The sequence below is a fragment of the Pseudothauera lacus genome (genome assembly GCF_003034845.1).
Taxonomy (GTDB): Bacteria; Pseudomonadota; Gammaproteobacteria; order Burkholderiales; family Rhodocyclaceae; genus Pseudothauera; species Pseudothauera lacus.
Window position 1 is genome coordinate 184,116 of record NZ_PZKC01000005.1, and the last position, 20,756, is coordinate 204,871.

At 67.6% G+C, this 20,756-nt stretch carries 17 protein-coding genes; all 17 read left to right on the forward strand.

Features of this window, described 5'->3' with window-relative positions; translation table 11 throughout:
* The first annotated feature begins 6 nt into the window (after nucleotides 1-6).
* The gene (locus C8261_RS08040; protein ID WP_107493155.1) at nucleotides 7-972 is read left to right on the forward strand and encodes an XrtA-associated tyrosine autokinase; all 966 of its coding nucleotides are present in this window, start codon (nucleotides 7-9) and stop codon (nucleotides 970-972) included.
* Entirely contained in the window at nucleotides 962-2,482 is a 1,521-nt protein-coding gene (locus tag C8261_RS08045) for a TIGR03016 family PEP-CTERM system-associated outer membrane protein (protein WP_181358882.1), read from the forward strand. Before C8261_RS08040 ends, C8261_RS08045 begins: the two co-directional genes overlap by 11 nt.
* A gap of 46 nt (nucleotides 2,483-2,528) precedes the next feature.
* On the forward strand, nucleotides 2,529-3,608 hold the full coding sequence (locus C8261_RS08050; protein WP_107493157.1) for an XrtA/PEP-CTERM system-associated ATPase: 1,080 nt from the start codon (nucleotides 2,529-2,531) through the stop codon (nucleotides 3,606-3,608).
* Complete coding sequence (wecB, locus tag C8261_RS08055; RefSeq protein ID WP_107493158.1) at nucleotides 3,598-4,755, forward strand: non-hydrolyzing UDP-N-acetylglucosamine 2-epimerase; 1,158 nt, start codon at nucleotides 3,598-3,600, stop codon at nucleotides 4,753-4,755. The genes C8261_RS08050 and wecB overlap by 11 nt, the downstream gene beginning before the upstream one ends.
* Complete coding sequence (locus C8261_RS08060; protein WP_107493159.1) at nucleotides 4,752-5,597, forward strand: XrtA system polysaccharide deacetylase; 846 nt, start codon at nucleotides 4,752-4,754, stop codon at nucleotides 5,595-5,597. Before wecB ends, C8261_RS08060 begins: the two co-directional genes overlap by 4 nt.
* Nucleotides 5,597-6,646, forward strand: a complete 1,050-nt coding sequence (locus C8261_RS08065) for a FemAB family XrtA/PEP-CTERM system-associated protein (RefSeq protein ID WP_107493160.1) — start codon at nucleotides 5,597-5,599, stop codon at nucleotides 6,644-6,646. Before C8261_RS08060 ends, C8261_RS08065 begins: the two co-directional genes overlap by 1 nt.
* A 2-nt stretch (nucleotides 6,647-6,648) precedes the next feature.
* Entirely contained in the window at nucleotides 6,649-7,860 is a 1,212-nt protein-coding gene (locus C8261_RS08070; protein ID WP_107493161.1) for a TIGR03087 family PEP-CTERM/XrtA system glycosyltransferase, read from the forward strand.
* The gene (gene xrtA / locus C8261_RS08075) at nucleotides 7,854-9,416 is read left to right on the forward strand and encodes an exosortase A (RefSeq protein WP_107493162.1); all 1,563 of its coding nucleotides are present in this window, start codon (nucleotides 7,854-7,856) and stop codon (nucleotides 9,414-9,416) included. The genes C8261_RS08070 and xrtA overlap by 7 nt, the downstream gene beginning before the upstream one ends.
* Nucleotides 9,409-10,575 (forward strand): TIGR03088 family PEP-CTERM/XrtA system glycosyltransferase, encoded by a 1,167-nt coding sequence (locus C8261_RS08080; protein WP_107493163.1) that lies wholly within the window; start codon nucleotides 9,409-9,411, stop codon nucleotides 10,573-10,575. The genes xrtA and C8261_RS08080 overlap by 8 nt, the downstream gene beginning before the upstream one ends.
* Nucleotides 10,576-10,579: 4 nt before the next feature.
* Nucleotides 10,580-12,514 (forward strand): XrtA/PEP-CTERM system amidotransferase, encoded by a 1,935-nt coding sequence (locus tag C8261_RS08085; protein ID WP_107493164.1) that lies wholly within the window; start codon nucleotides 10,580-10,582, stop codon nucleotides 12,512-12,514.
* 2 nt (nucleotides 12,515-12,516) lie between these two features.
* Nucleotides 12,517-13,722: a TIGR04063 family PEP-CTERM/XrtA system glycosyltransferase gene (locus tag C8261_RS08090; protein ID WP_107493165.1), complete on the forward strand. Its 1,206-nt coding sequence runs from the start codon at nucleotides 12,517-12,519 to the stop codon at nucleotides 13,720-13,722.
* Nucleotides 13,719-14,768: an acyltransferase family protein gene (locus C8261_RS08095; RefSeq protein ID WP_107493166.1), complete on the forward strand. Its 1,050-nt coding sequence runs from the start codon at nucleotides 13,719-13,721 to the stop codon at nucleotides 14,766-14,768. The genes C8261_RS08090 and C8261_RS08095 overlap by 4 nt, the downstream gene beginning before the upstream one ends.
* A gap of 106 nt (nucleotides 14,769-14,874) precedes the next feature.
* The gene (locus C8261_RS08100) at nucleotides 14,875-16,101 is read left to right on the forward strand and encodes a glycosyltransferase (protein ID WP_235864869.1); all 1,227 of its coding nucleotides are present in this window, start codon (nucleotides 14,875-14,877) and stop codon (nucleotides 16,099-16,101) included.
* Nucleotides 16,102-16,106: 5 nt separating this feature from the next.
* Nucleotides 16,107-17,465 carry a phenylacetate--CoA ligase family protein gene (locus C8261_RS08105; RefSeq protein WP_107493263.1) on the forward strand — a complete coding sequence of 453 codons (1,359 nt, stop codon included), beginning with the start codon at nucleotides 16,107-16,109 and terminating at the stop codon, nucleotides 17,463-17,465.
* 12 nt (nucleotides 17,466-17,477) lie between these two features.
* Nucleotides 17,478-18,794: a putative O-glycosylation ligase, exosortase A system-associated gene (locus C8261_RS08110; RefSeq protein WP_107493168.1), complete on the forward strand. Its 1,317-nt coding sequence runs from the start codon at nucleotides 17,478-17,480 to the stop codon at nucleotides 18,792-18,794.
* A 2-nt stretch (nucleotides 18,795-18,796) separates the two neighbouring features.
* The gene (locus tag C8261_RS08115; protein WP_107493169.1) at nucleotides 18,797-19,762 is read left to right on the forward strand and encodes a polysaccharide deacetylase family protein; all 966 of its coding nucleotides are present in this window, start codon (nucleotides 18,797-18,799) and stop codon (nucleotides 19,760-19,762) included.
* Nucleotides 19,759-20,721 (forward strand): glycosyltransferase family 2 protein, encoded by a 963-nt coding sequence (locus C8261_RS08120; RefSeq protein WP_107493170.1) that lies wholly within the window; start codon nucleotides 19,759-19,761, stop codon nucleotides 20,719-20,721. The genes C8261_RS08115 and C8261_RS08120 overlap by 4 nt, the downstream gene beginning before the upstream one ends.
* Nucleotides 20,722-20,756: the final 35 nt, after the last annotated feature.

Here is a 20,756-nt window from a genome sequence, read left to right on the forward strand (position 1 = left end):
ATGCCGATGAGCCTGATCGAAAAAGCCGCCGAGCGGCTGGAAAAGCTCAAGCAGGCCGGCGCGGTGCCGTCTGCCGAGCCTGCCGTTGCCGCACCGGCTCCTGCACCCGTGGCCGCAGCCCCGGCGGCGCAGGCCACTGCGCCTCAGAGTGCCGCCCCGACCCCTTCCTCTGCGCCTGCCGCCGAGGCCGCGCCACGCCCGGTCGCGCGCAGCGTACGCATCGACCTGCTGCGTCTGGCCGAGTCCGGGATGGTCACCCCCGACCAGCCGCGCTCGCCGATCGCCGAGGAATACCGCGTCATCAAGCGGCCGCTGCTGCGCAATGCGCAGGGCAAGGGCGCCGCGGCGGTGGAAAACGGCAACCTGATCATGGTGTCGAGCGCCCTGCCGGGCGAAGGGAAGTCCTTTACCGCCATCAATCTGGCGATCAGCATTGCCATGGAGCTCGATCACACCGTGCTGCTGGTCGATGCCGACGTCTCCAAGCCCTCGGTGCTGCAGCGCCTCGGCCTGCAGCCCGAGCGCGGGCTGATGGACGTGCTCACCGGCCAGGCCGGGGTCGCCGACGTGCTGCTGCGCACCAACATCGAGAAGCTCTCCATCCTTCCTGCGGGCATGCCGCAGCAGCGCGCCACCGAGTTGCTGGCCTCGGAAGCGATGAACAACCTGCTCGAAGAAATGGCCCAGCGCTACGCCGAGCGTGTGATCATCTTCGATTCCCCGCCCTTGCTGGTTACCACCGAAGCGCGCGAGCTGGCCACCCACATGGGCCAGGTCGTGCTGGTGGTGGAAGCAGGGCGCACCACCCATGCCACCGTCCGTCAGGCGCTGGCCAACATCGAGAACTGCCCGATCAAGCTGCTGGTGCTCAACAAGGCCGGCGAGCGCGGTAGCGGCGGTTACTACGGATACGGGTACGGCTATGGCTATGGTCACAGTGGCAGCGACAACGAGCGTGCGAATGCAGCCTGAACGCCACCGCCCGGGTGGCCATCTGCGCCTGCTGGCAGCGGCGGTGATGGCATTCAGTGCGGCCGCGGCAGCGGCCCAGCAGGTGCGCATCGATCCCCATGTGCAGACTCGCCTGACCTGGACCGACAATGCCGCGGCGGCGTCGCGCGACATCGGCAGTGGCTGGATTGCCGAGGTTTCCCCGGGGGTGTCGATAGCCCGTGACGGCGGGCGGGTGAGCGGCCGCATGGACCTCAGCCTGCGCAATCTCGTCGACAGCGCCGACAGCGACCGCAACGCCTCCTACCTGGCCATGCGCGGCCGCGGCCAGATCGAGGCCGTCGAGGATCTCCTCTTCGTCGATGTCGATGCCTCCATCAGCCGTGACAACCCCTCGCTGTTCGGTGGACGCAGCCGCGACGACTATCTCAGTGCCTCGCGCAGCAACCAGGTACGCAGCCTCGGCATTGCCCCGCGCCTGCAACTGCGCTTCGGCGACACCGCCGGCGTGCTGAGCTATCAGGCGCGCTGGCTGGACAGCGAGCGCGCCACCAACGACCAGCGCCTTGGCCAGTGGTCGGCCAGTCTGGGCAATGCCACCGCCTTCGGGGTCTTCGGCTGGGGGGTGAACTACCAGCGCAGCGACACCGCCTATGGTGGCAGCGGCAGTCCCGACGTCACTCAGGAAGTGGCCCGAGCCACCCTTTTCATCAACGTCACCCCGCAGTTCCGCCTGCGTGCCATCGGCGGACGCGAGGAGAACGACTACGCCGTGCGCCGCGGTGAGCGTGGCACCATCGTCGGGGGCGGGTTCGACTGGAACCCCAGCCCGCGCACCCAGGTCGCCGGCTCCACCGAGAAGCGCATCTTCGGACGCGGGCACGACCTGCGCATCAACCATCGTCGCGCGCGCTCGGCCTGGGAGCTGGGCTGGTCGCGCGACATCTCGTCGTCGCTGCAGAACCTCGCGTCGATCTACGACGATCCGGTGTTCCGCCTCTTCTACGAGGCGCTGGCAGCCTCCGAGCCCGATCCCGTCGAGCGCGAACGCCTGACCCGCGAGCTGTTGCAGACCCTCGGCTACGGTTCCGGGGGGCTGCGCGACAGTGTGGTATCGACCAGTTATTTCGTCGATCGCCGCCTGCGTGCGGGCTTTTCCCTCATCGGTGCGCGCAACGTGCTCAGTTTCAGCTTTACGCGTTCCGACCGCGAGCGCCTTGGCACGGTGAGCTTCATCAACGCCCTCGACGACTTCTCGCAGTACGAGCGCGTGCGCGAGCGCAGTGCGGCGGTCACCTTCAACCATCGCCTCAGCCCGAACAGTTCGCTCAATGTCTCGGCAAGCCGTTCGCATGCCAGCGGGCGGGGCGGGGGCGATGCGGAAACCCGGCGCACGCTGTACAGCCTCGGCCTTACCACCAGCCTGGGGCCGCAGACCAGCGCCGGGCTGAGCTACCGCCGCCAGATCTCCCGCGGCAGCAGCGAGTTCACCGAGAACGCCCTCAGCGCCACGTTCGGGATGCGCTTCTGAGCCCCCGGCAAAGACCTGCAGGGGCGCCATCAACAGCGGACCATTGATGTACGAATCCTACTACCGACTCAGCGGCAAGCCTTTCCAGCTCAACCCCGATCCTGCCTTCTTCTACGGCAGTCGCGGCCATCGGCGGGCGATGGCCTATCTCGAATACGGCCTGCACCAGAGTGAGGGCTTCATCGTCATCACCGGCGAGATCGGTGCGGGCAAGACCACCCTGGTGCGCAGCCTGCTCGAACGCCTGGATGCCGCGCAGGTGGTGGCGGCCAATCTGGTCAGCACCCAAATCGATGCAGGCGACATGCTGCGCATGGTCGCGGCGGCCTTCGGGGTGCCGACGCGCAACCTGCAGAAGGCCGACCTCCTGCTCGCCCTGGAGACCTTCCTGGTGTCGGTCACCGCTGCCGGCAAGCGCGCGCTGCTGATCGTCGACGAGGCGCAGAACCTCACCGCCGATGCGGTGGAGGAGCTGCGCATGCTGTCCAACTTCCAGCTCGAGGACCATGCCCTGCTGCAGAGCTTCCTCGTCGGTCAGCCGGAGTTCCGCGACATCATGCAGGGCCCGGACATGCAGCAGCTGCGCCAGCGCGTCATCGCCTCCTACCACCTCGGCCCGATGGACGCCGGTGAGACCCAGGCCTACATCGAACACCGCCTTCACCACGTCGGTTGGGAGGACGATCCGCTTTTCTCCGCCGCTGCGATGCGCGCCGTGTATGCCGCCAGCGGAGGCATTCCGCGCCGCATCAACACCCTCTGCGACCGCCTCATGCTGGCCGCCTTCATCGCCGAGCGCCACAGCATCGACGAAGCCGACGTGCGCGAGGTGGTCGACGAGATGCATCAGGAGATGCAGGGCGGCAGCGCCGCCACCGGGCGCCCGGCGAATGGCGCCGCGCGCCCGGTGGGCGGGGTGGACGGACTGACGCTGGGCCACCTCGACATCGCTCCTGAACTCGCGCAGACCATCGAGGCGCTCGCCGCCGGTACCGACCTGCAGCGCATCGAGGCGCGCCTGACCCGTCTCGAACAGTCGGTTTCCGCCACCCTCTCCGCCCTCGACCAGCTCGTGCGCGCCGCGCGCCGCGAGCCCGCCAGCCAGGAAGGTCCGCATGAGCAGTGAATCCGGCCAGCCCGCGCCCATCCTCTGCGTTGTCGGCGCGCGCCCCAACTACATGAAGATGGCGCCCATCATCCGTGCCTTTGCCGCCCATCAGCCGCCCTTGCCGACGGTGCTGGTGCATACCGGGCAGCACTACGACACGGCGATGAACGACCGCCTCTTCGCCGATCTCGACCTGCCCGCACCGGATGTCAATCTCGGCGTCGGTTCGGCTTCCCATGCCGTGCAGACCGCCGAAGTGATGAAGCGCTTCGAGCCCCTCATCGACGCCCACGGCGCGCGCGCCGTGCTGGTGGTCGGCGACGTCAACTCGACCCTCGCCTGCGCGCTGGTGGCCAGCAAGCGCCAGGTGCCGGTGATCCACGTCGAATCCGGGCTGCGCAGCTACGACCGCGCGATGCCCGAGGAGATCAACCGCATCCTCACCGACCAGATCTCCGACCTGCTGTACACCACCGAGCGCAGCGCCCACGACAACCTCGCCCGCGAAGGCATTGCCGGGCAGCGCGCGGTATTCGTCGGCAATGTCATGATCGACAGTCTCTTCGCCAGCCTGCCGCGCGCGGTACCGCCGCAGACCCTGCTCGCAGCCGCCGGCGTCGATCCTGCGCGCATCGCCTCGGGCTATGGTGTGGTGACCCTGCACCGCCCCTCCAACGTAGACCATGCCGAAGTGCTGGGGCCGCTGATCGACGCGCTGCGCGAGATCTCCCTGCGCCTGCCGCTGGTGTTTGCGCTCCACCCGCGGACACGCGGCAATCTCGAACGCTTCGGCCTGCTCGACCGCCTCGATGCGCCGGGCATCATCATCCTGCCGCCACAGGGTTATCTGGAGATGCTCGGCCTGATGTCGCGTGCCGTGATGGTTCTCACAGACTCCGGCGGCATACAGGAAGAAACTACTGCTCTGGGCGTGCCCTGCCTGACCATCCGCAACAACACCGAGCGGCCGATCACCGTGGAGCAGGGTACCAACACCCTCATCGGCACCGATCCGCAGGCCCTCCTCGCCGGGGTTGACGACATCCTCGCCAACGGCGGCAAGCGCGGACGGGCGCCGGAATACTGGGACGGCAAGGCCGCCGAGCGCATTGCCGCCCATCTTGCCGACTGGCTGGCCACGCACGAGCGAGCGCCCCGAACATGAGCACTGCCGCCGCCATCACCAACGCCCTTACCATCGACGTCGAGGACTACTTCCAGGTCTCCGCGCTGGCCCCGCACTTTCCCCGCGAGCGCTGGGACAGCGTGCCCTGCAGGGTGGAAGCCAATGTCGAGCGCATTCTCGGCCTGCTCGCCGGGCGCGGCGTGAAGGCGACCTTCTTCACCCTCGGCTGGGTGGCCGAGCGCTACCCGCAACTGGTGCGCCGCATCGCTGCCGAAGGTCATGAAGTGGCCAGCCACGGCTACGGCCATGAACGGGCCAGCGCGTTGCCCCGCGAGGCTTTTCTGGCCGACATCCGGCTTGCCAAGGCAGTGCTCGAGGACATCACCGGCGAGGCCGTGAGCGGCTATCGCGCACCCAGCTTTTCCATCGGCCGCGCCAACCTGTGGGCCCACGATTGCCTGGCCGAGGCCGGCTACCGCTACAGCTCCAGCGTCTACCCGGTGCAGCACGATCACTACGGCATGCCGGAGGCGCCGCGTTTCCCGTGGCGGCTGGAGAACGGCCTGGTGGAGATCCCGGTCACCACCATGCGCTGGCTGGGGCGCAACTGGCCGGCCGGCGGCGGCGGCTATTTCCGCCTGCTGCCCTATGCGCTGTCGCGCTGGCAGATCGCCCGCGTCAATCACAACGACCGGCGTCCGGCGATCTTCTACTTCCACCCCTGGGAGATCGACCCCGGGCAGCCGCGGGTGCGCGAGGCGGGGGCGAAGACGCGCTTCCGTCACTACGTCAATCTGCAGCACACCGAAGGCCGTCTGCGGCGCCTGTTGCAGGACTTCTCGTGGGGGCGGGCCGACACGGTGTTCCGCGACGCCGCCTGATGTCTGCCGCGCATCCCGCTTCCGTACAGGTCTGCCGCCTGGACGCGGCCAGCCGGGCGCGCTGGGATGCCTTCGTGCATGCCTGCCCGCAGGCCACCTTCTTCCATCTCGCGGCCTGGCAAGGCATCGTCGAAGACGTCTTCCGCCACCGCTGTCATTTCCTCTACGCCGAGCGCAATGGCGAGATCCTTGCCGTGCTGCCGCTGGCCGAGGTCAGCAGCCGCCTCTTCGGTCATGCCCTGACCTCGCTGCCGTTCTGCGTCTACGGCGGCATCGCCGGCGACGACCCTGCCGCGGTCGCCGCGCTGGAAGCCGAGGCCGATGCGCTGGCGCGTACCCTCGGTGTGCAGCATCTCGAATACCGCAACCTCAGCGCGCGCCATCCCGAGTGGCCACGCCAGGAGGTCTACGTCACCTTCCGCAAGGCCATCCTCCCCGAGGTCGATGCCAACATGGCGGCCATCCCGCGCAAGCAGCGCGCAATGGTGCGCAAGGGGATCAAGAACGGTCTGGTGAGCGAGATCGATGCCGGCGTCGAACGTTTCTTCGCGCTGTATGCCGACAATGTCCGCCGCCATGGCACGCCGGCATTGCCGAAGCGCTTCTTTGCCCGTCTGCGCGAGGTGTTCGGCGAGGCCTGCGAGGTACTCATCGTTACCGACGGCGCCGGCAAGGCGCTGTCCGGCGTGCTGAGCTTCTATTTCCGTGACGAGGTGCTGCCCTACTATGCCGGCGACGACCTTGCCGCGCGCGACCTTGCCGCCAATGACTTCAAGTACTGGGAGCTGATGCGCCGCGCCTGCGAGCGCGGCTGCCGACTGTTCGACTACGGTCGCAGCAAGATCGGCACCGGACCATGGAGTTTCAAGAAGAACTGGGGGTTCGAGGCCCAGCCGCTGTCCTATGAATACGTGCTCTACAAGCGCGACAGCGTGCCGCAGAACAATCCCATGAATCCCAAGTACCGACTCTTCATCGCCCTCTGGAAGCGTCTGCCGCTGGGGGTGGCGAATGCGCTGGGGCCGCACATCGTGCGCAATCTGGGTTAGGCATGGACGCGCGCCCCGCAGTCCTCTTCCTTGCCCACCGCATTCCCTGGCCGCCCAACAAGGGCGACAAGGTGCGCTCCTTCAACATCCTGCGCCACCTTGCGCAGCGCTACCGGGTATACCTGGGCACCTTTGTCGACCATCCCGACGACCTCGCCCACGTCGACCGCCTCAGCGAGTGGTGCGCCGACGTGCACGTCGAGCGTCTGCACCCCTTGCCGGCGCGCCTCGCCAGCCTGCGCGGCCTGCTCAGCGGCGAGGCGCTGTCGTTGCCGTACTACCGCAACGCCACGCTGCAGCGCTGGGTGCGCGATACCCTGGCGAACCGCGCCATCGAGCGTGCGGTGGTGTTCTCCGGGCCAATGGCTCAGTACCTCGACGCCGCCGCGCTGCAGCGCGTGGTGGTGGATTTCTGCGATGTCGATTCCGCCAAGTGGACGCAGTACGCCGCCAGCCGCAGTGGGCCGCTGGCCTGGCTGTACCGTCGCGAGGGGCGACGCCTGCTGGCCTTCGAGGCGGCCGCGGCGCAGCGTGCCGACGCGGCCCTGTTCGTCACCGCGGCCGAGGCGCAACTCTTCCGCACCGCCGCGCCGCAGGCTGCCGCCAGGGTGGGGGTGATGCAGAACGGTGTCGATGCGGCGTACTTCAGCCCTGCGCACGACTTCACGCGGCCGTGGCCGGAGGGCGGACCGGTGCTGGCGTTCACCGGGGCGATGGACTACTGGCCGAACATCGATGCGGTGTGCTGGTTCGCCGCCGAGGTGCTCCCCGCCTTGCGTGCGCGCCACCCGGGCATCCGCCTCGCCATCGTCGGCATGAATCCCGCCCCCGCCGTGCGCGCGCTCGCCGCTGAGGACGTGCTGGTGACCGGCAGCGTGCCCGACGTGCGCCCCTATCTGGCCCATGCAGAAGTGGTGGTGGCGCCGCTGCGGGTGGCCCGCGGCATCCAGAACAAGGTCCTCGAAGCGATGGCGATGGCGCGCGCGGTGGTGGTGTCGGCCGATTCGGCCACCGGGCTTGCCGGGCAGGCCGGCGAGGCCTACGTCAGCGCACTCAGCGCCGTCGACTTTACCGCGGCGGTCAGTGCTCTGCTGCACGCACCGGAGCGTGCGCGTGCCATCGGCAGCGCGGCGCGGCGTACGGTGGAGCGCTGCTACAGCTGGGATGCCCATCTCGGCCGTCTCGACGAACTGCTTGAAGGTGCATCATGCTGAGCGCAGCCACCGTGTCGACCCCGCCCCTCGGCGGCCGCGGCCTGGCGTACGCCGCCGTGCTCGTTGGCGTGCTGCTCTGGCTGGTGGGCTGGTACTGGCCGACGGCGGCCGGCATGGCGTCGATCTGGTGGCATTCCGAAACCTATGCCCACGGCCTCGTGGTGCTGCCCCTGTGCGCCTGGCTGGTGTGGCGCAGCCGCGTGCGCCTGGTCGGGCTGGCGCCGCAGCCGGTGCCCTGGCTGGCGCTGCCCTTGGCGCTGGGCGGCGGTGCGTGGCTGCTCGGCCACATGGTGGCGGTGAATGCGCTCATGCATGCCGCACTGGTGACCATGGTGGTGGTGGCCAGCGTCGCCCTGCTGGGCTGGCGGCTCGCCCGCGTGCTGGCCTTTCCGCTGCTGTTCCTGTTCTTCGCGGTGCCGGTGGGTGACTTCCTGCTGCCCACGCTGATGCACTACACCGCAGAGTTCACCGTCGCCGCCCTGCGCATGTCCGGGGTGCCGGTGTATCAGGAGGGCCTGCATTTCGTCATCCCCAACGGGCGCTGGTCGGTGGTGGAAGCATGCAGCGGCGTGCGCTACCTGATCGCCTCGCTGATGGTCGGCACCCTCTACGCCTACCTCAACTACCGCAGCCTGCATCGCCGCCTGCTGTTCGTGCTCGTTGCCGCGATCGTCCCCATCTTCGCCAACTGGCTGCGCGCCTACCTGATCGTGATGCTCGGTTACCTGTCCGACAACCGCATCGCCGCCGGGGTCGATCACCTCATCTATGGCTGGGTGTTCTTCGGCGTAGTGATCCTGCTGATGTTCTTCATCGGCGCACGCTGGCGCGAGGATCTCGACGAGCCTGCCGCCCTTCCCGGAGGGGCGCCCGCAGAACCCCTCGACCTGCGCCGCCTGTGGGCCACGGCGGCTCTGCTGGGGGCAGTGAGTGCGGCCTTTCCGCTCCTCGCCGGTCGCCTCGATGCCGACGTGGCACCGTTTGCGGTCGATGTCCCGGCGCTGCCGGCAGTTGCCGGCTGGGAGAGCGACGCCACTGCGCTGAGCGACTTCCACCCGCATTACCGTGGCCAGCGCGGCGAACTGCGCCAGGGCTGGCGCCGCGGCGACGACAGCCTCACCCTGCAGGTCAGTTTCTACGCCCGTCAGCGCCCCGGCCATGAGCTGGCGATGTGGGGCAACCAGCTCGTCGGCTACGACGACAAGGCCTGGATGCAGCTCACCAGCAATGCCGACCGCCTGCCGCTGGGGGCCGACGGCAGCGCGCGGCCGGTGCGCCGCACGGTGGTGGCGAGCGCCGACGACCGCCGCCGCATCCACGTCTGGGAGTGGTACTGGGTGGATGGCGAGGTGGTCACCAGCATGACCCGCGTCAAGCTGCTGAAAGCCGTCCAGCGTCTGCGCGGGCGCGACAGCAATGCCGCCTACGTCGCCATCGTCATCGAAGAAGCGGGCGACGGGCAGGCGGCGCGCTTGCGTGCGGAGGATTTCGCCGCGGCTGTTGGTGGTGCATTGCAGGACAGACTGCAGACCCTGGCGGAGCGGTCCGATGAGTGATCAGCGCGCACTGATCGTCCATGTCGTCTATGGCTTCCGTGTCGGCGGGCTGGAGAACGGCGTGGTCAATCTGATCAATCGCCTGCCGCATGCGCACTATCGTCACGTCGTCGTGGCGCTGACCGACTGCTGCCCGACCTTCTGCGAGCGCGTCAGCCGCGCCGATGTCGAATTCATCTCCCTGCACAAGCCGCCAGGGCATGGTTACCGCCAGTTCGGCGCCCTGTATCGCCTGTTCCGCCGGTTGCGCCCACAGGTGGTGCATACGCGCAACCTCGCTGCGCTGGAGTCGCAACTGCCGGCGACGCTGGCGCGGGTGCCGGTGCGCGTGCATGGCGAACACGGCTGGGATGTCAGCGACCCCGGCGGGCGCAAGCGCCGCTATCGTCTCGCCCGCCGCCTGTATCGCCCCTTCGTATCGCGTTACGTCGCGCTTTCCGGCGATCTGGCGCGCTATCTCGAAGAGGGCGTGGGCGTGCCCGGCGGACGGGTGGAGCGCATCTGCAACGGCGTCGACACCGCGCGTTTCCACCCTGCCGCGCACGGCCGCGAACTGCTCGCCGGTTCGCCCTTCAACGACTCGCGTCTGTTCGTCATCGGCACCGTTGGCCGTCTGCAGACGGTCAAGGACCAGCTCCTGCTGGCGCGCGCCTTCGTCCGCCTGCGCCGCGAGCAGCCGGCGCTCAGCGCCCGCGCGCGCCTGTTGATCGTCGGCGAAGGGCCTTTGCGCAGCGGCATCGAGACCATTCTCGCCGAGGCTGGCCTGGGCGCGGAGGCCTGGCTCGCCGGCGAACGCGCCGACACCCCGGAGGTGATGCGCGCGCTCGACCTCTTCGTGCTGCCGTCGCAGGCGGAAGGCATCTCGAATACCATACTGGAGGCCATGGCCAGCGGGCTGCCGGTGCTCGCCACCGCTGTCGGCGGCAACGCCGAGCTGGTCGACGCCGGCGTCACCGGTACCCTGGTGCCGGCAGGCGACGAGTCGGCGATGAGCGCCGCCCTGGCTGCAGCCCTCGGCGATCTGCCGCGCCTGCAGGAACAGGGGCGCGCCGGGCGTGCGCGCGCCGAGGCGCAATTCAGTCTGGATGGCATGGTGGGGCGTTACCACCGCATGTATCAACACCTGCTCGCCGCGGCAGGGCATCGACAGCGAGGCTAGCAACATGTGCGGCATTGCCGGACTCTTCGACACCCGGGGGCGCCGGGACTTCCCGCGCGAACTCGTCGAGCGCATGAACGCGGTGCAGTTTCACCGCGGTCCCGACGAGGGTGGTACCCACTTCGAGCCCGGGGTCGCGCTGGCCCATCGCCGGCTCTCCATCATCGACCTGTCCACCGGCCAGCAACCGCTGTTCAACGAGGATGGCAGTGTCGCCGTGGTGTTCAACGGCGAAATCTACAACTACCAGGAGCTGGTCCCCGAGCTTGAGGCCCTTGGCCACGTCTTCCATACCCGCAGCGATACCGAGGTCATCGTCCATGCCTGGGAGGCCTGGGGGGAGGACTGCGTACGGCGCTTCCGCGGCATGTTTGCCTTCGCCCTGCACGACCGTGCGCGCCAGACCCTGTTCATGGCGCGCGACCGCCTCGGCGTCAAGCCGCTGTTCTATGCCGAGCTCGACGACGGTACGGTGACCTTCGGTTCCGAGCTGAAGGTGCTCATGCAGCACCCGCGGCTCGACCGCAGCATCGATCCGCTGGCGGTGGAGGAGTACTTCGCCCTCGGCTACGTCGCCGAGCCGCGCTGCATCTTCCGTGGCGCCCGCAAGCTGGGGCCGGGTGAGTCCCTGTGCATCCGCCGTGGCGAGGCTGCGGCGCCGCCGCGGCAGTACTGGGACGTGCGCTTCACCCTGGATAACCCGCTGAGTGCCGACGAGGCCATGGGCGAGCTCACCGCGCGCCTGCGTGAATCGGTGCGTCTGCGCATGATTGCCGAGGTGCCGCTGGGCGCCTTCCTCTCCGGCGGGGTCGATTCCAGCGCCGTGGTGGCGACCATGGCCGGTCTCAGCGGCGAAGCGGTCAACACCTGCTCGATCGCCTTTGACGATCCACGCTTCAACGAGTCCGAATTCGCCGCCATGGTGGCGCAGCGCTACCACACCCGGCACTTCGTCGAGACCGTGAAGTCCGACGACTTCGATCTCATCGACACCCTCGCCGCGCTGTACGACGAACCCTATGCCGACAGCTCGGCGATTCCCACCTACCGGGTCTGCCAGCTCGCCCGCAAGCATGTCACCGTGGCATTGTCGGGCGACGGCGGTGACGAGAGCTTCGGCGGCTACCGCCGCTACCGCATGCATCTGATGGAGGAGCGCATGCGTGCCGCGCTGCCGATGGCCGTGCGCCGGCCGCTCTTCGGCATGCTCGGCCGTCTCTACCCCAAGGCCGACTGGGCGCCGCGCTTCCTGCGTGCCAAGACCACCTTTCAGGCCATGGCCCGCGACGCCACCGAGGCCTACTTCCACAGCGTTTCCATCCTGCGCGGCGAGATGCGTGGGCGCCTGTTCAGCGCGCAGTTCCGCAAGCAGCTCGGGGGCTACGATGCCGTCGAGGTGTTCCGCCGCCATGCCGCTGCGGGCGCCACTGATGATCCGCTGGCGCTGATCCAGTACCTCGACCTGAAGACCTACCTCGTCGGCGACATCAACACCAAGGTGGACCGTGCCAGCATGGCGCATTCGCTGGAGGTGCGCGAACCGTTGATGGACCACGAACTGGTCGAATGGCTCGCCACCCTGCCATCTTCATTGAAGATCCAGGGTCAGGAAGGCAAGTACCTGTTCAAGAAGGCGATGGAGCCGATGCTCCCCGACGACGTCCTCTACCGCCCCAAGATGGGCTTCTCGGTACCGCTCGCGCGCTGGTTCCGCGGCCCGCTGAAGGCACGTGTGCGCGAGGCCGTGCTGGGCGAGACCCTGGCGGCGACAGGCATGTTCAACCGCGACTACCTGCGCCATCTCGTCGATGCCCACCAGAGCGGGGTGCGCGACTACAGCGCTGCGCTGTGGACGGTGCTGATGTTCGAGGCTTTCCTGCGCAACGTACAGGGCAGCGGAGGTATCACTGGCGCCATTCGTCAAGCGGAGGTGGCGTAGTCATGCGCATCCTCCACATCCTCGACCATTCCATTCCCCTGCACAGCGGCTACACCTTCCGTACCGCAGCCATCCTGCGGGAGCAGGGAGCGCGGGGCTGGGAGACCTTTCACCTCACTTCCCCCAAGCAGGGCAGCACCGCCGCCAGTGTCGAGGATGTCGATGGCCTGCGCTTTCATCGCACGCCGGTACCGCCGCCCGGCCCCGCGGGGATCAACGAATGGCGGCAGATACGCGCCACCGAGCGCCGTCTCGAGGAACTCGCCCGGACGCTAGGCCCCGACGTGCTGCACGCCCACTCGCCGGTGCTCAACGCCATTCCCGCGATCCGCGTCGGCCGGCGCCTGGGTATCCCGGTGGTGTATGAGATCCGCGCCTTCTGGGAGGACGCCGCCGTCGATCACGGCACCACCCGCGAGGGCAGCCTGCGCTACCGCGCCACCCGGGCGCTGGAGACCTGGGCCCTGAAGCGGGTGGACCACGCCTTCACCATCTGCGAAGGGCTGCGCGCCGACATCGTTGCGCGCGGCATTCCCGCCGCCAGGGTGACGGTGATCCCCAACGCGGTGGACGTCGCCGGCTTCCAGCTCTCCGGCGAAGCCGACCCCTTGCTGCGCCGCCAGCTCGGCCTGGAAGGCTGCACCACGATCGGTTTCGTCGGCTCGTTCTACGCCTACGAAGGCCTCGATCTGCTGCTTGAAGCCTTTCCCGCGCTGCTGCGCCGGCGCCCCGGGCTGCGCCTGCTGCTGGTCGGCGGCGGTCCCCAGGAGGCCAGTCTGAAAGCCCAGGCCGAGCGCCTGGGGGTGGCCGGCGAGGTCATCTTCACCGGCCGCGTGCCGCATGCCGAGGTCAGCCGCTATTACGACCAGATCGACCTGCTCGCCTATCCGCGTCACTCGATGCGCCTCACCGAGCTCGTCACTCCCCTCAAGCCGCTCGAGGCGATGGCGCAGGGGCGCCTGTTCGTGGCTTCCGACGTTGGCGGTCACAAGGAACTGATCCGTGACGGCGAGACCGGCAGGCTGTTTGCGGCCGGCAGCGCCGTGGCGCTCGCGGCGGCGATCGATGGCATGCTCGACGACCGTGCGCAGTGGCCGGCAATGCGTACCGCGGGGCGCCGCTTCGTCGAGGAGGTGCGCAACTGGCGCAACAGCGTGGCCAGCTATGCGCCGGTGTACAACCGGCTTGCACGGCCAGTGGCGGCATGACTGACGCAGTCGTGAAGGCGCCTGCAGTCGCGTCCGGGGTGGACGCCCGGGCGCGCCCCTATCTTGGGTATCTGCACAACTTCCGGGGTTTTGCGATAACGCTGATCATCGCCACCCACTGCGTCAGCATTTTTGACTGGTCGGCTTCGCCACTGCTCGAGACAGTGCTGAAGCGCCTGGTGGCCAACGGCACGATACTCTTTCTGTTCATCGCCGGTTTCTTGTTTCAGCACTTGTCTGCAAAGTACGAGTTTCGTGACTACCTGTGGAAGAAAACCCGTTTCGTGGTATTCCCGTACTTGTTTACCTCGCTCCCCGCGATCGTGCTGTTTACTGCGGTGATGGTCCGACCAGAAGTGCCGCAGGGGCTCTACGATGCCCCGGTGTGGCAGCAGGTCGGGATCTTTCTGCTGACCGGCAGCCATCTGGCACCGTTCTGGTTCATCCCCACCGTGGTGCTCTTCTACTTGGCGTCTCCGCTGCTTCACTGGCTGGATCGCAAGCCCTGGTTCTATGCCCTGCTGCCGGCAGCTCTGCTGATTCCAGTGTTTGTGCCGCGAGGGAGCTTCGACCCGCTGCAGTCCTTCATTCATTTCTTTCCTGTGTGGATGCTGGGCATGGCCTGCAGTCACTACCGGGCCACGGCAACGAACTGGCTTGAGAAGGGATTCTGGCCGCTGGGCCTGGCCTTTATGGTGTTTCTGATGCTCGAAATGACATATGCCCAGGGTACGCACAGCTGGTACAGCACTGTTGGCAAGATCGTCCTCACCCTGTATCTGTTCGAGCTGTTCAGGCGATGGGGAAGCGGCTCCCGGCGATTTTTTGAGCTTGCCGGGACACTCAGTTTTGGCTTGTTTTTCGTACACTCCTACGTGATCTCAGTATCGAAGCTCGCTGTCGATCGCTTCGCCGGAGGCCCTCCCGCCGGGTCCCTTGTGGGCTATCTGCTGTCACTGGTCCTCGCTGTGCTGGTGAGTGTCGCTGTGGTCAGGATGGGCAAGTGGATGCTGGGCAGATACAGTCGTATGGCACTTGGAGTTTGAAGCATGGTGCGTCGCTCTGATTGCGGGTGTTTTGTGGCAGTGCCTTCGCTTGTGGTGATTTGCGCGCATGCTTGATGAAAAAGTGACAGCGGGCTCTCCTGCGGTAGTGGTTCTGAGCAGCCTGTTCCCCAGCAAGGTCCAGCCCGGCGCGGGACCTTTCGTGCGCGAGCGCATGTTCCGTGTCGGTCGCCGTCTGCCGTTGTGCGTGGTCGCTCCCGTGCCGTGGTTTCCGCTCCAGAGCCTGCTGCGGCGCTGGCGGCCGCACTTCCGCCCTGGGGCGCCAGTGCATGAGGTTCAGCAGGGCTTCGAGGTCTGGTATCCACGCTTTCTCTGCGTTCCGGGCGTGCTCAAGCGTGTCGACGGTCTGGCCATGGCGCTCGGCGCCTATCCGCGCATGCGCCGCCTCAGACGCGCCGGGCGTCTGGATCTGATCGACGCCCATTTCGGCTATCCGGACGGCTATGCGGCGGTGTTGCTGGGGCGCTGGCTGGGCGTGCCGGTGACCATCACCCTGCGGGGCACGGAGAGCCGCCACGCGGCCGACCCGGTGCTGCGTCCGCTGCTGCTGAAGGCGCTGCTCGGTGCCGAACGGGTCTTTGCGGTGGCCGATGCGCTCAAGCAGGTGGCGGTGTCGATCGGCGTGCCGGCGGAGCGCATCACCGTGGTCGGCAATGGCGTCGATACCGAGCGCTTTGCGCCGGTCGACCGCGCCCGGGCGCGTGAGGTGCTGGGGCTGGCGGAAAATGCGCCAGTGCTGGTTTCGGTAGGCGGGCTGGTCGAGCGCAAGGGCTTTCACCGCGTCATCGAACTGCTGCCACGACTGCGCGAACGCTGGCCGGGGCTGACCTACCTGATCGTCGGCGGTGCCAGCGCCGAAGGCAACAACCGGCCGCAACTGGAGCAGCAGGTGGCTGCACTGGGGCTGCAGGATACCGTCCGTTTTCTCGGCAGCATGCCGCCCGATGAACTCAGGCAACCACTTTCCGCCGCCGACGTGTTCGTCCTCGCGACGCGCAACGAGGGCTGGGCAAACGTCTTCCTGGAGGCCATGGCCTGCGGCCTGCCGGTGGTCACCACCGACGTCGGCGGCAACCGTGAAGTGGTCGACCGCGATGAACTTGGCATCGTTGTACCCTTCGGGGATGCTGCGGCGCTGGAGGCAGCGCTCGACGCGGCCCTGGCGAAGTCCTGGGATCGCGCACGGATTCGTCGCCATGCCGAGGACAACGCCTGGGATGGCCGTGTCGACCGTCTGTGCGCGGCCTTCGCCGAGCTGGCCGGGCGGCACGACGCTGCCGGGGCAGCAGCGGGCACATTGACTGGCAAGGTTTGATCGACGTGAGCGAGCTCTACACCCGTTTCGTTTCCGCAGCGCTGTTCCCACTGCAGGAGCGCCTCAAGCGCCACGATACCGTGCGCGTGCGCCGTGCCATGGAGGCCTCGCAATGGTGGCCGCGTGAGCGCATCGCGGCATTGCAGCTGCAGCGGCTGCAAACCTTGCTGCAGGATGCGGCGCTGCATGTGCCCTACTACCGCGAGCTCTTCGCCCGCGCCGCCTTCGACCCCGCTGCCGTGCGCAGCACGGCGGACCTGCAGGCCCTGCCTTTTCTCACCAAGGCCGACATCCGTGCCCACAGCGATGCCTTGCGCGCCGACGATGCAGTGGGGCTGGCACGTTTCAATACCGGCGGCTCCAGTGGCGAGCCGCTGATCTTCTTCATCGGCAGCGAGCGCGTCACCCATGACGTTGCCGCCAAGTGGCGGGCGACGCGGTGGTGGGACGTGGATATAGGCGACCGCGAGATCGTCGTCTGGGGCTCGCCGATCGAGCTCGGCACCCAGGACCGCGTTCGCCTGCTGCGCGACGCGCTGATGCGCACCGAACTGCTGCCGGCCTTCGAAATGTCCGACGCCAGGGTCGACGGCTTCATCGCCCGCATCCGCGCGCGCCGCCCGCGGATGCTCTTCGGCTATCCGTCGGCGATCAGCCATATCGCGCTGCGCGCCGAGGCGCGCGGCGTGCGCCTCGACGACCTCGGCGTCCGGGTGGTGTTCTGCACCTCGGAGCGTCTTTACGACCACCAGCGCGAGCTCATCTCCAGGCTCTTCGGCTGCCCGGTGGCGAATGGCTACGGCGGCCGCGACGCCGGCTTCATCGCCCATCAGTGCCCGCACGGCAGCATGCACATCACTGCCGAGGACATCGTCGTCGAGATTATCGACGGCGAGGGCAGGGTGCTGCCGCCCGGCGAGGCCGGCGAGATCGTCGTCACCCATCTCGCCACCCGAGATTACCCCTTCATCCGCTACCGCACCGGCGACATCGGCACGCTGTCGGAGGAGACCTGCACCTGCGGGCGCGGTCTGCCCGTCCTCAAGGACATCCAGGGGCGCAGTACCGATTTCGTCGTCGCTGCCGATGGCACGGTGCTGCACGGCCTGGCGCTGATCTACATCCTCCGTGACCTGCCCCAGGTACGTGCCTTCAAGATCGTCCAGGAAAGCCGCAGCCTCACCCGCGTGCTGGCGGTACCCGAAGCCGGCACCGCGACCGCGGCGCTGACGGCCCTGATTGTCGACGGCTTCCGCCGCCGCCTCGGTGCCACCGTGGAGGTCGAGGTGGATTGGGTCGATGCCATTCCCGCCGAGAAGTCGGGCAAGTTCCGCTACGTGGTCAGCCACGTCGCGGTGCGCTGAGGGCGAGCTCGCATGCGTGATCTGCTGATCGTCTCGATTGTCGCCGTGATGGCGGTAATGGCCCTGCGGCGACCCTGGATCGGCGTCATGCTGTGGACCTGGCTGAGCATCATGAATCCCCACCGTTATGCCTGGGGTTTCGCCTACTCGGCCCCGCTCGCGGCGACCGCCGCGTTGGCTACTCTGGCGGGGCTGATGATGACGCGGGAGCGCCAGCACCCTTTCAAGGGCGCTCCGGTGACCTGGTTCTTCCTGCTCTCGCTGTGGATCACCCTGTCCTGGCTGTTCGGCTATGACCCCAGCGGGGATTACGCGCAGTGGAACAAGGTGATGAAGATCTACTTCATGACCTTCGTCGCCCTGATGCTGCTAGACAACAGGCATCACATCATGGCCTTTGCCTGGGTCAGCGCGTTCTCGCTGGCCTTGCTGGGCGCCAAGGGCGGCCTGTTCACCATTGCCCACGGGGGCAACTACCGCGTTTGGGGGCCAATGGGGACCTTCATCGGCGACAACAATCACTTTGCCCTCGCGCTGATCATGACCGTGCCGCTGCTGCATTTCCTGCAGTTGCAACTCACGCGCCCGTGGATGCGCCACGGCATGAGCGTGATCATGCTGCTGTGCGTGGCCTCCGCGCTGGGCAGCCACTCGCGTGGAGCGCTGCTCGCGGTCAGCGCCATGGGTGCCGTGCTGTGGTGGCGCAGTCGGCGCAAGGGGGTCATGACCTTGGCCCTGCTGGTGGTGATCCTGATGCTGCTGCCGATGATGCCCGAAGAGTGGTGGGAGCGCATGGGGACCATCAAGAGCTACGAGGAAGACGCCTCGGCGATGGGACGCATCAACGGCTGGCTGGTCGCCATCGAGGTGGCCAAGCACCACTTCTTCGGTGGCGGCATGTCCTACCAGCACGATGTCTTCTTCCTGATGTGGGGGGTGCACAATACCGACGTCATTGCCGCGCACAGCATCTACTTCCAGATCCTCGGCAACCACGGTTTCGTCGGCCTCGCGCTGTACCTCGGCTTCTGGTTCGTGACCTACGCCTGGGCGGGCTGGCTGCGGCGTAACGCGCGTGACATCCCGCAGGCGCGCTGGGCTGCCGACCTCGGCGGCATGGTGCAGGTCTCTCTGGTGGGCTTTGCTGTCGGTGGCGCGTTCCTGTCCATGCCCTACTTCGATCTGCCATACAACCTGATGGTGATGGTCGTCCTTGCCCGGCGCTGGGTCGAGACGCGCGGCTGGGAGCGTGATCCCCCGGGCTCCCTGCTGGAATATGCAGGTCTTGGCCGTTTCCTGCGCCGCTCGCCGGCCCGTGCAGGAGCCTGAAGATGCTTGCCAGGACAGCCTTCAGTCTGTTGTCGCCGGGCGGACGCGGTGCCCGTCTGTCGATCCTGATCTTCCATCGCGTGCTCGCGCAGCGTGATCCGCTTTTCCCCGCCGAGCCCGATGCACGCCGCTTCGATGAGCTCATGGGCTGGGTCGCCCGGTGGTTCAATGTCCTCCCCCTCGACGAGGCCGTGGCCAGGCTGCGCAGTGGGGAGCTGCCGCCGCGCGCGGCGGTGATCACCTTTGACGACGGTTATGCCGACAACTGCACCGTGGCCATGCCCATTCTTCAGCGCCATGGGCTGTCGGCGACCTTCTTCATCGCCGCCGGGTTTCTCGACGGGGGGCGGATGTGGAACGACACGCTCATCGAGGCCGTGCGCAATGCCCGGGTCGAGTGGCTGGAGACCGGGCTGCAGGGTATTGGCGGATTGCGGCTCTGCGGCATCGGCGAGCAGCGTGCAGCGATCGACAGGCTGATCAAGGCGGTCAAGCACCTCCCGCCTGCAGCCAGGTCGGACGCCGTGGCGCGCATCGCCGAGGCCAGTGCGGCCGATCTCCCCGACGACCTCATGCTCAGCACTTCACAGTTGCGGGCGCTCAGGGCAGGGGGCATGCTCATCGGCGGCCATACGCTGACCCACCCCATCCTCGCGGCCAGTACCGACACCGAGGCCGAACGCGAGATCGGCGACGGCAAGGCGCGCCTCGAGGCGCTGCTCGGCGAGCCGGTCAGACTCTTCGCTTACCCCAATGGGAAGCCCGGGGCGGACTATGAGCGCCGTCACGTAGACATGGTGCGGGCCCTTGGTTTCGACGCCGCGGTGTCAACCTGCTGGGGTGTCAATGATGGCGCTACCGACATCTTCCAGTTGCGCCGCTTCACTCCCTGGGACCGTCAGCGCTGGCGTTTTGCCTTGCGCCTGCTGGACAACCTGCGGCGCACGCCGGGAGCGCTGTGCAGATGAGCAAGGCGCCGCCGGCTGTGCCGCCATGGCGCCCCAGCGTGTCGGTGATCGTGCCGGCCTACAACGCCGCGCGCTATGTTGCCGAAGCCCTGCAGAGCATCACGGAGCAGGGCCATGCGCCGCTCGAAGTGCTGCTTGTTGACGATGGCTCCACCGATGACACCGTTACCCTGGTGCGCCGGCAGTTCCCCGCAGTGCGCGTCATCAGCCAGCCCAATGCCGGCGTTGCCGAAGCACGCAATACGGGGCTGCGTCATGCCCGCGGTGACCTCATCTGTCTGCTCGATGCCGATGACGGCTGGTATCCGGGCAAGCTCCGTGCCCAGATCGAGCACCTGCGTACCCACCCTGAAACCGGTGCTGTCTACCACGCCTGGCGGGTGTGGGCTGCGGCGGCCGATGGCAGTTACCCGGCCCTGCCGGCGCCGCCGCAAGGGCAGGGTGGGGAGATCGTCGCCGAATTGTCGGGGTGGATCTATCCGCAGCTGCTGCTCGACTGCGTCGTTCACACCTCCAGCATCATGATCCGTCGTGAATTCGTCGAGCAGCTTGGCGGCTTTCGCGCCGACCTGGTGAATGGCGAGGATTACGATTACTGGCTGCGCCTGTCGCGGCTCACCCGCATCGACAAGCTTGCCGGGGTGTATTCCTTCTATCGCGCGGCGCCGGGCAGTCTGACCAGCTCCGTGAAGACGGTGAACTACGAATATGAGGTGGTGTGCGCGGCCCTTCACCGCTGGGGGCGGCAGGGGCCAGACGGCCGCAGCCTGCCGCCCATGGCAGTGCGGCGCCGCCTCGGCAAGCTGGCCTTCGATTTCGCCTATGCCCACCTGCGCGGCGGCTCCCCCACTCTGGCGCGCCGCGCTGCGTTACGTTGCGTGCGCCACGATCCGCGGCGTCTGAAAGCGCTGCTGTTCGTCCTCGCCTCCTTCCTGCCAGCTCTGCGCCGGTGGCGCTGAGCGCGGCGCGGTTCATCCCCTGATATCAGCCATGC

Coding starts and splice junctions, on each gene's coding strand:
- C8261_RS08040 (WP_107493155.1), top strand. CDS start 7: ATGAGCCTGATCGAAAAAGCCGCCGAGCGGCTGGAAAAGCTCAAGCAG.
- C8261_RS08045 (WP_181358882.1), top strand. CDS start 962: ATGCAGCCTGAACGCCACCGCCCGGGTGGCCATCTGCGCCTGCTGGCA.
- C8261_RS08050 (WP_107493157.1), top strand. CDS start 2,529: ATGTACGAATCCTACTACCGACTCAGCGGCAAGCCTTTCCAGCTCAAC.
- wecB (WP_107493158.1), top strand. CDS start 3,598: ATGAGCAGTGAATCCGGCCAGCCCGCGCCCATCCTCTGCGTTGTCGGC.
- C8261_RS08060 (WP_107493159.1), top strand. CDS start 4,752: ATGAGCACTGCCGCCGCCATCACCAACGCCCTTACCATCGACGTCGAG.
- C8261_RS08065 (WP_107493160.1), top strand. CDS start 5,597: ATGTCTGCCGCGCATCCCGCTTCCGTACAGGTCTGCCGCCTGGACGCG.
- C8261_RS08070 (WP_107493161.1), top strand. CDS start 6,649: ATGGACGCGCGCCCCGCAGTCCTCTTCCTTGCCCACCGCATTCCCTGG.
- xrtA (WP_107493162.1), top strand. CDS start 7,854: ATGCTGAGCGCAGCCACCGTGTCGACCCCGCCCCTCGGCGGCCGCGGC.
- C8261_RS08080 (WP_107493163.1), top strand. CDS start 9,409: ATGAGTGATCAGCGCGCACTGATCGTCCATGTCGTCTATGGCTTCCGT.
- C8261_RS08085 (WP_107493164.1), top strand. CDS start 10,580: ATGTGCGGCATTGCCGGACTCTTCGACACCCGGGGGCGCCGGGACTTC.
- C8261_RS08090 (WP_107493165.1), top strand. CDS start 12,517: ATGCGCATCCTCCACATCCTCGACCATTCCATTCCCCTGCACAGCGGC.
- C8261_RS08095 (WP_107493166.1), top strand. CDS start 13,719: ATGACTGACGCAGTCGTGAAGGCGCCTGCAGTCGCGTCCGGGGTGGAC.
- C8261_RS08110 (WP_107493168.1), top strand. CDS start 17,478: ATGCGTGATCTGCTGATCGTCTCGATTGTCGCCGTGATGGCGGTAATG.
- C8261_RS08115 (WP_107493169.1), top strand. CDS start 18,797: ATGCTTGCCAGGACAGCCTTCAGTCTGTTGTCGCCGGGCGGACGCGGT.
- C8261_RS08120 (WP_107493170.1), top strand. CDS start 19,759: ATGAGCAAGGCGCCGCCGGCTGTGCCGCCATGGCGCCCCAGCGTGTCG.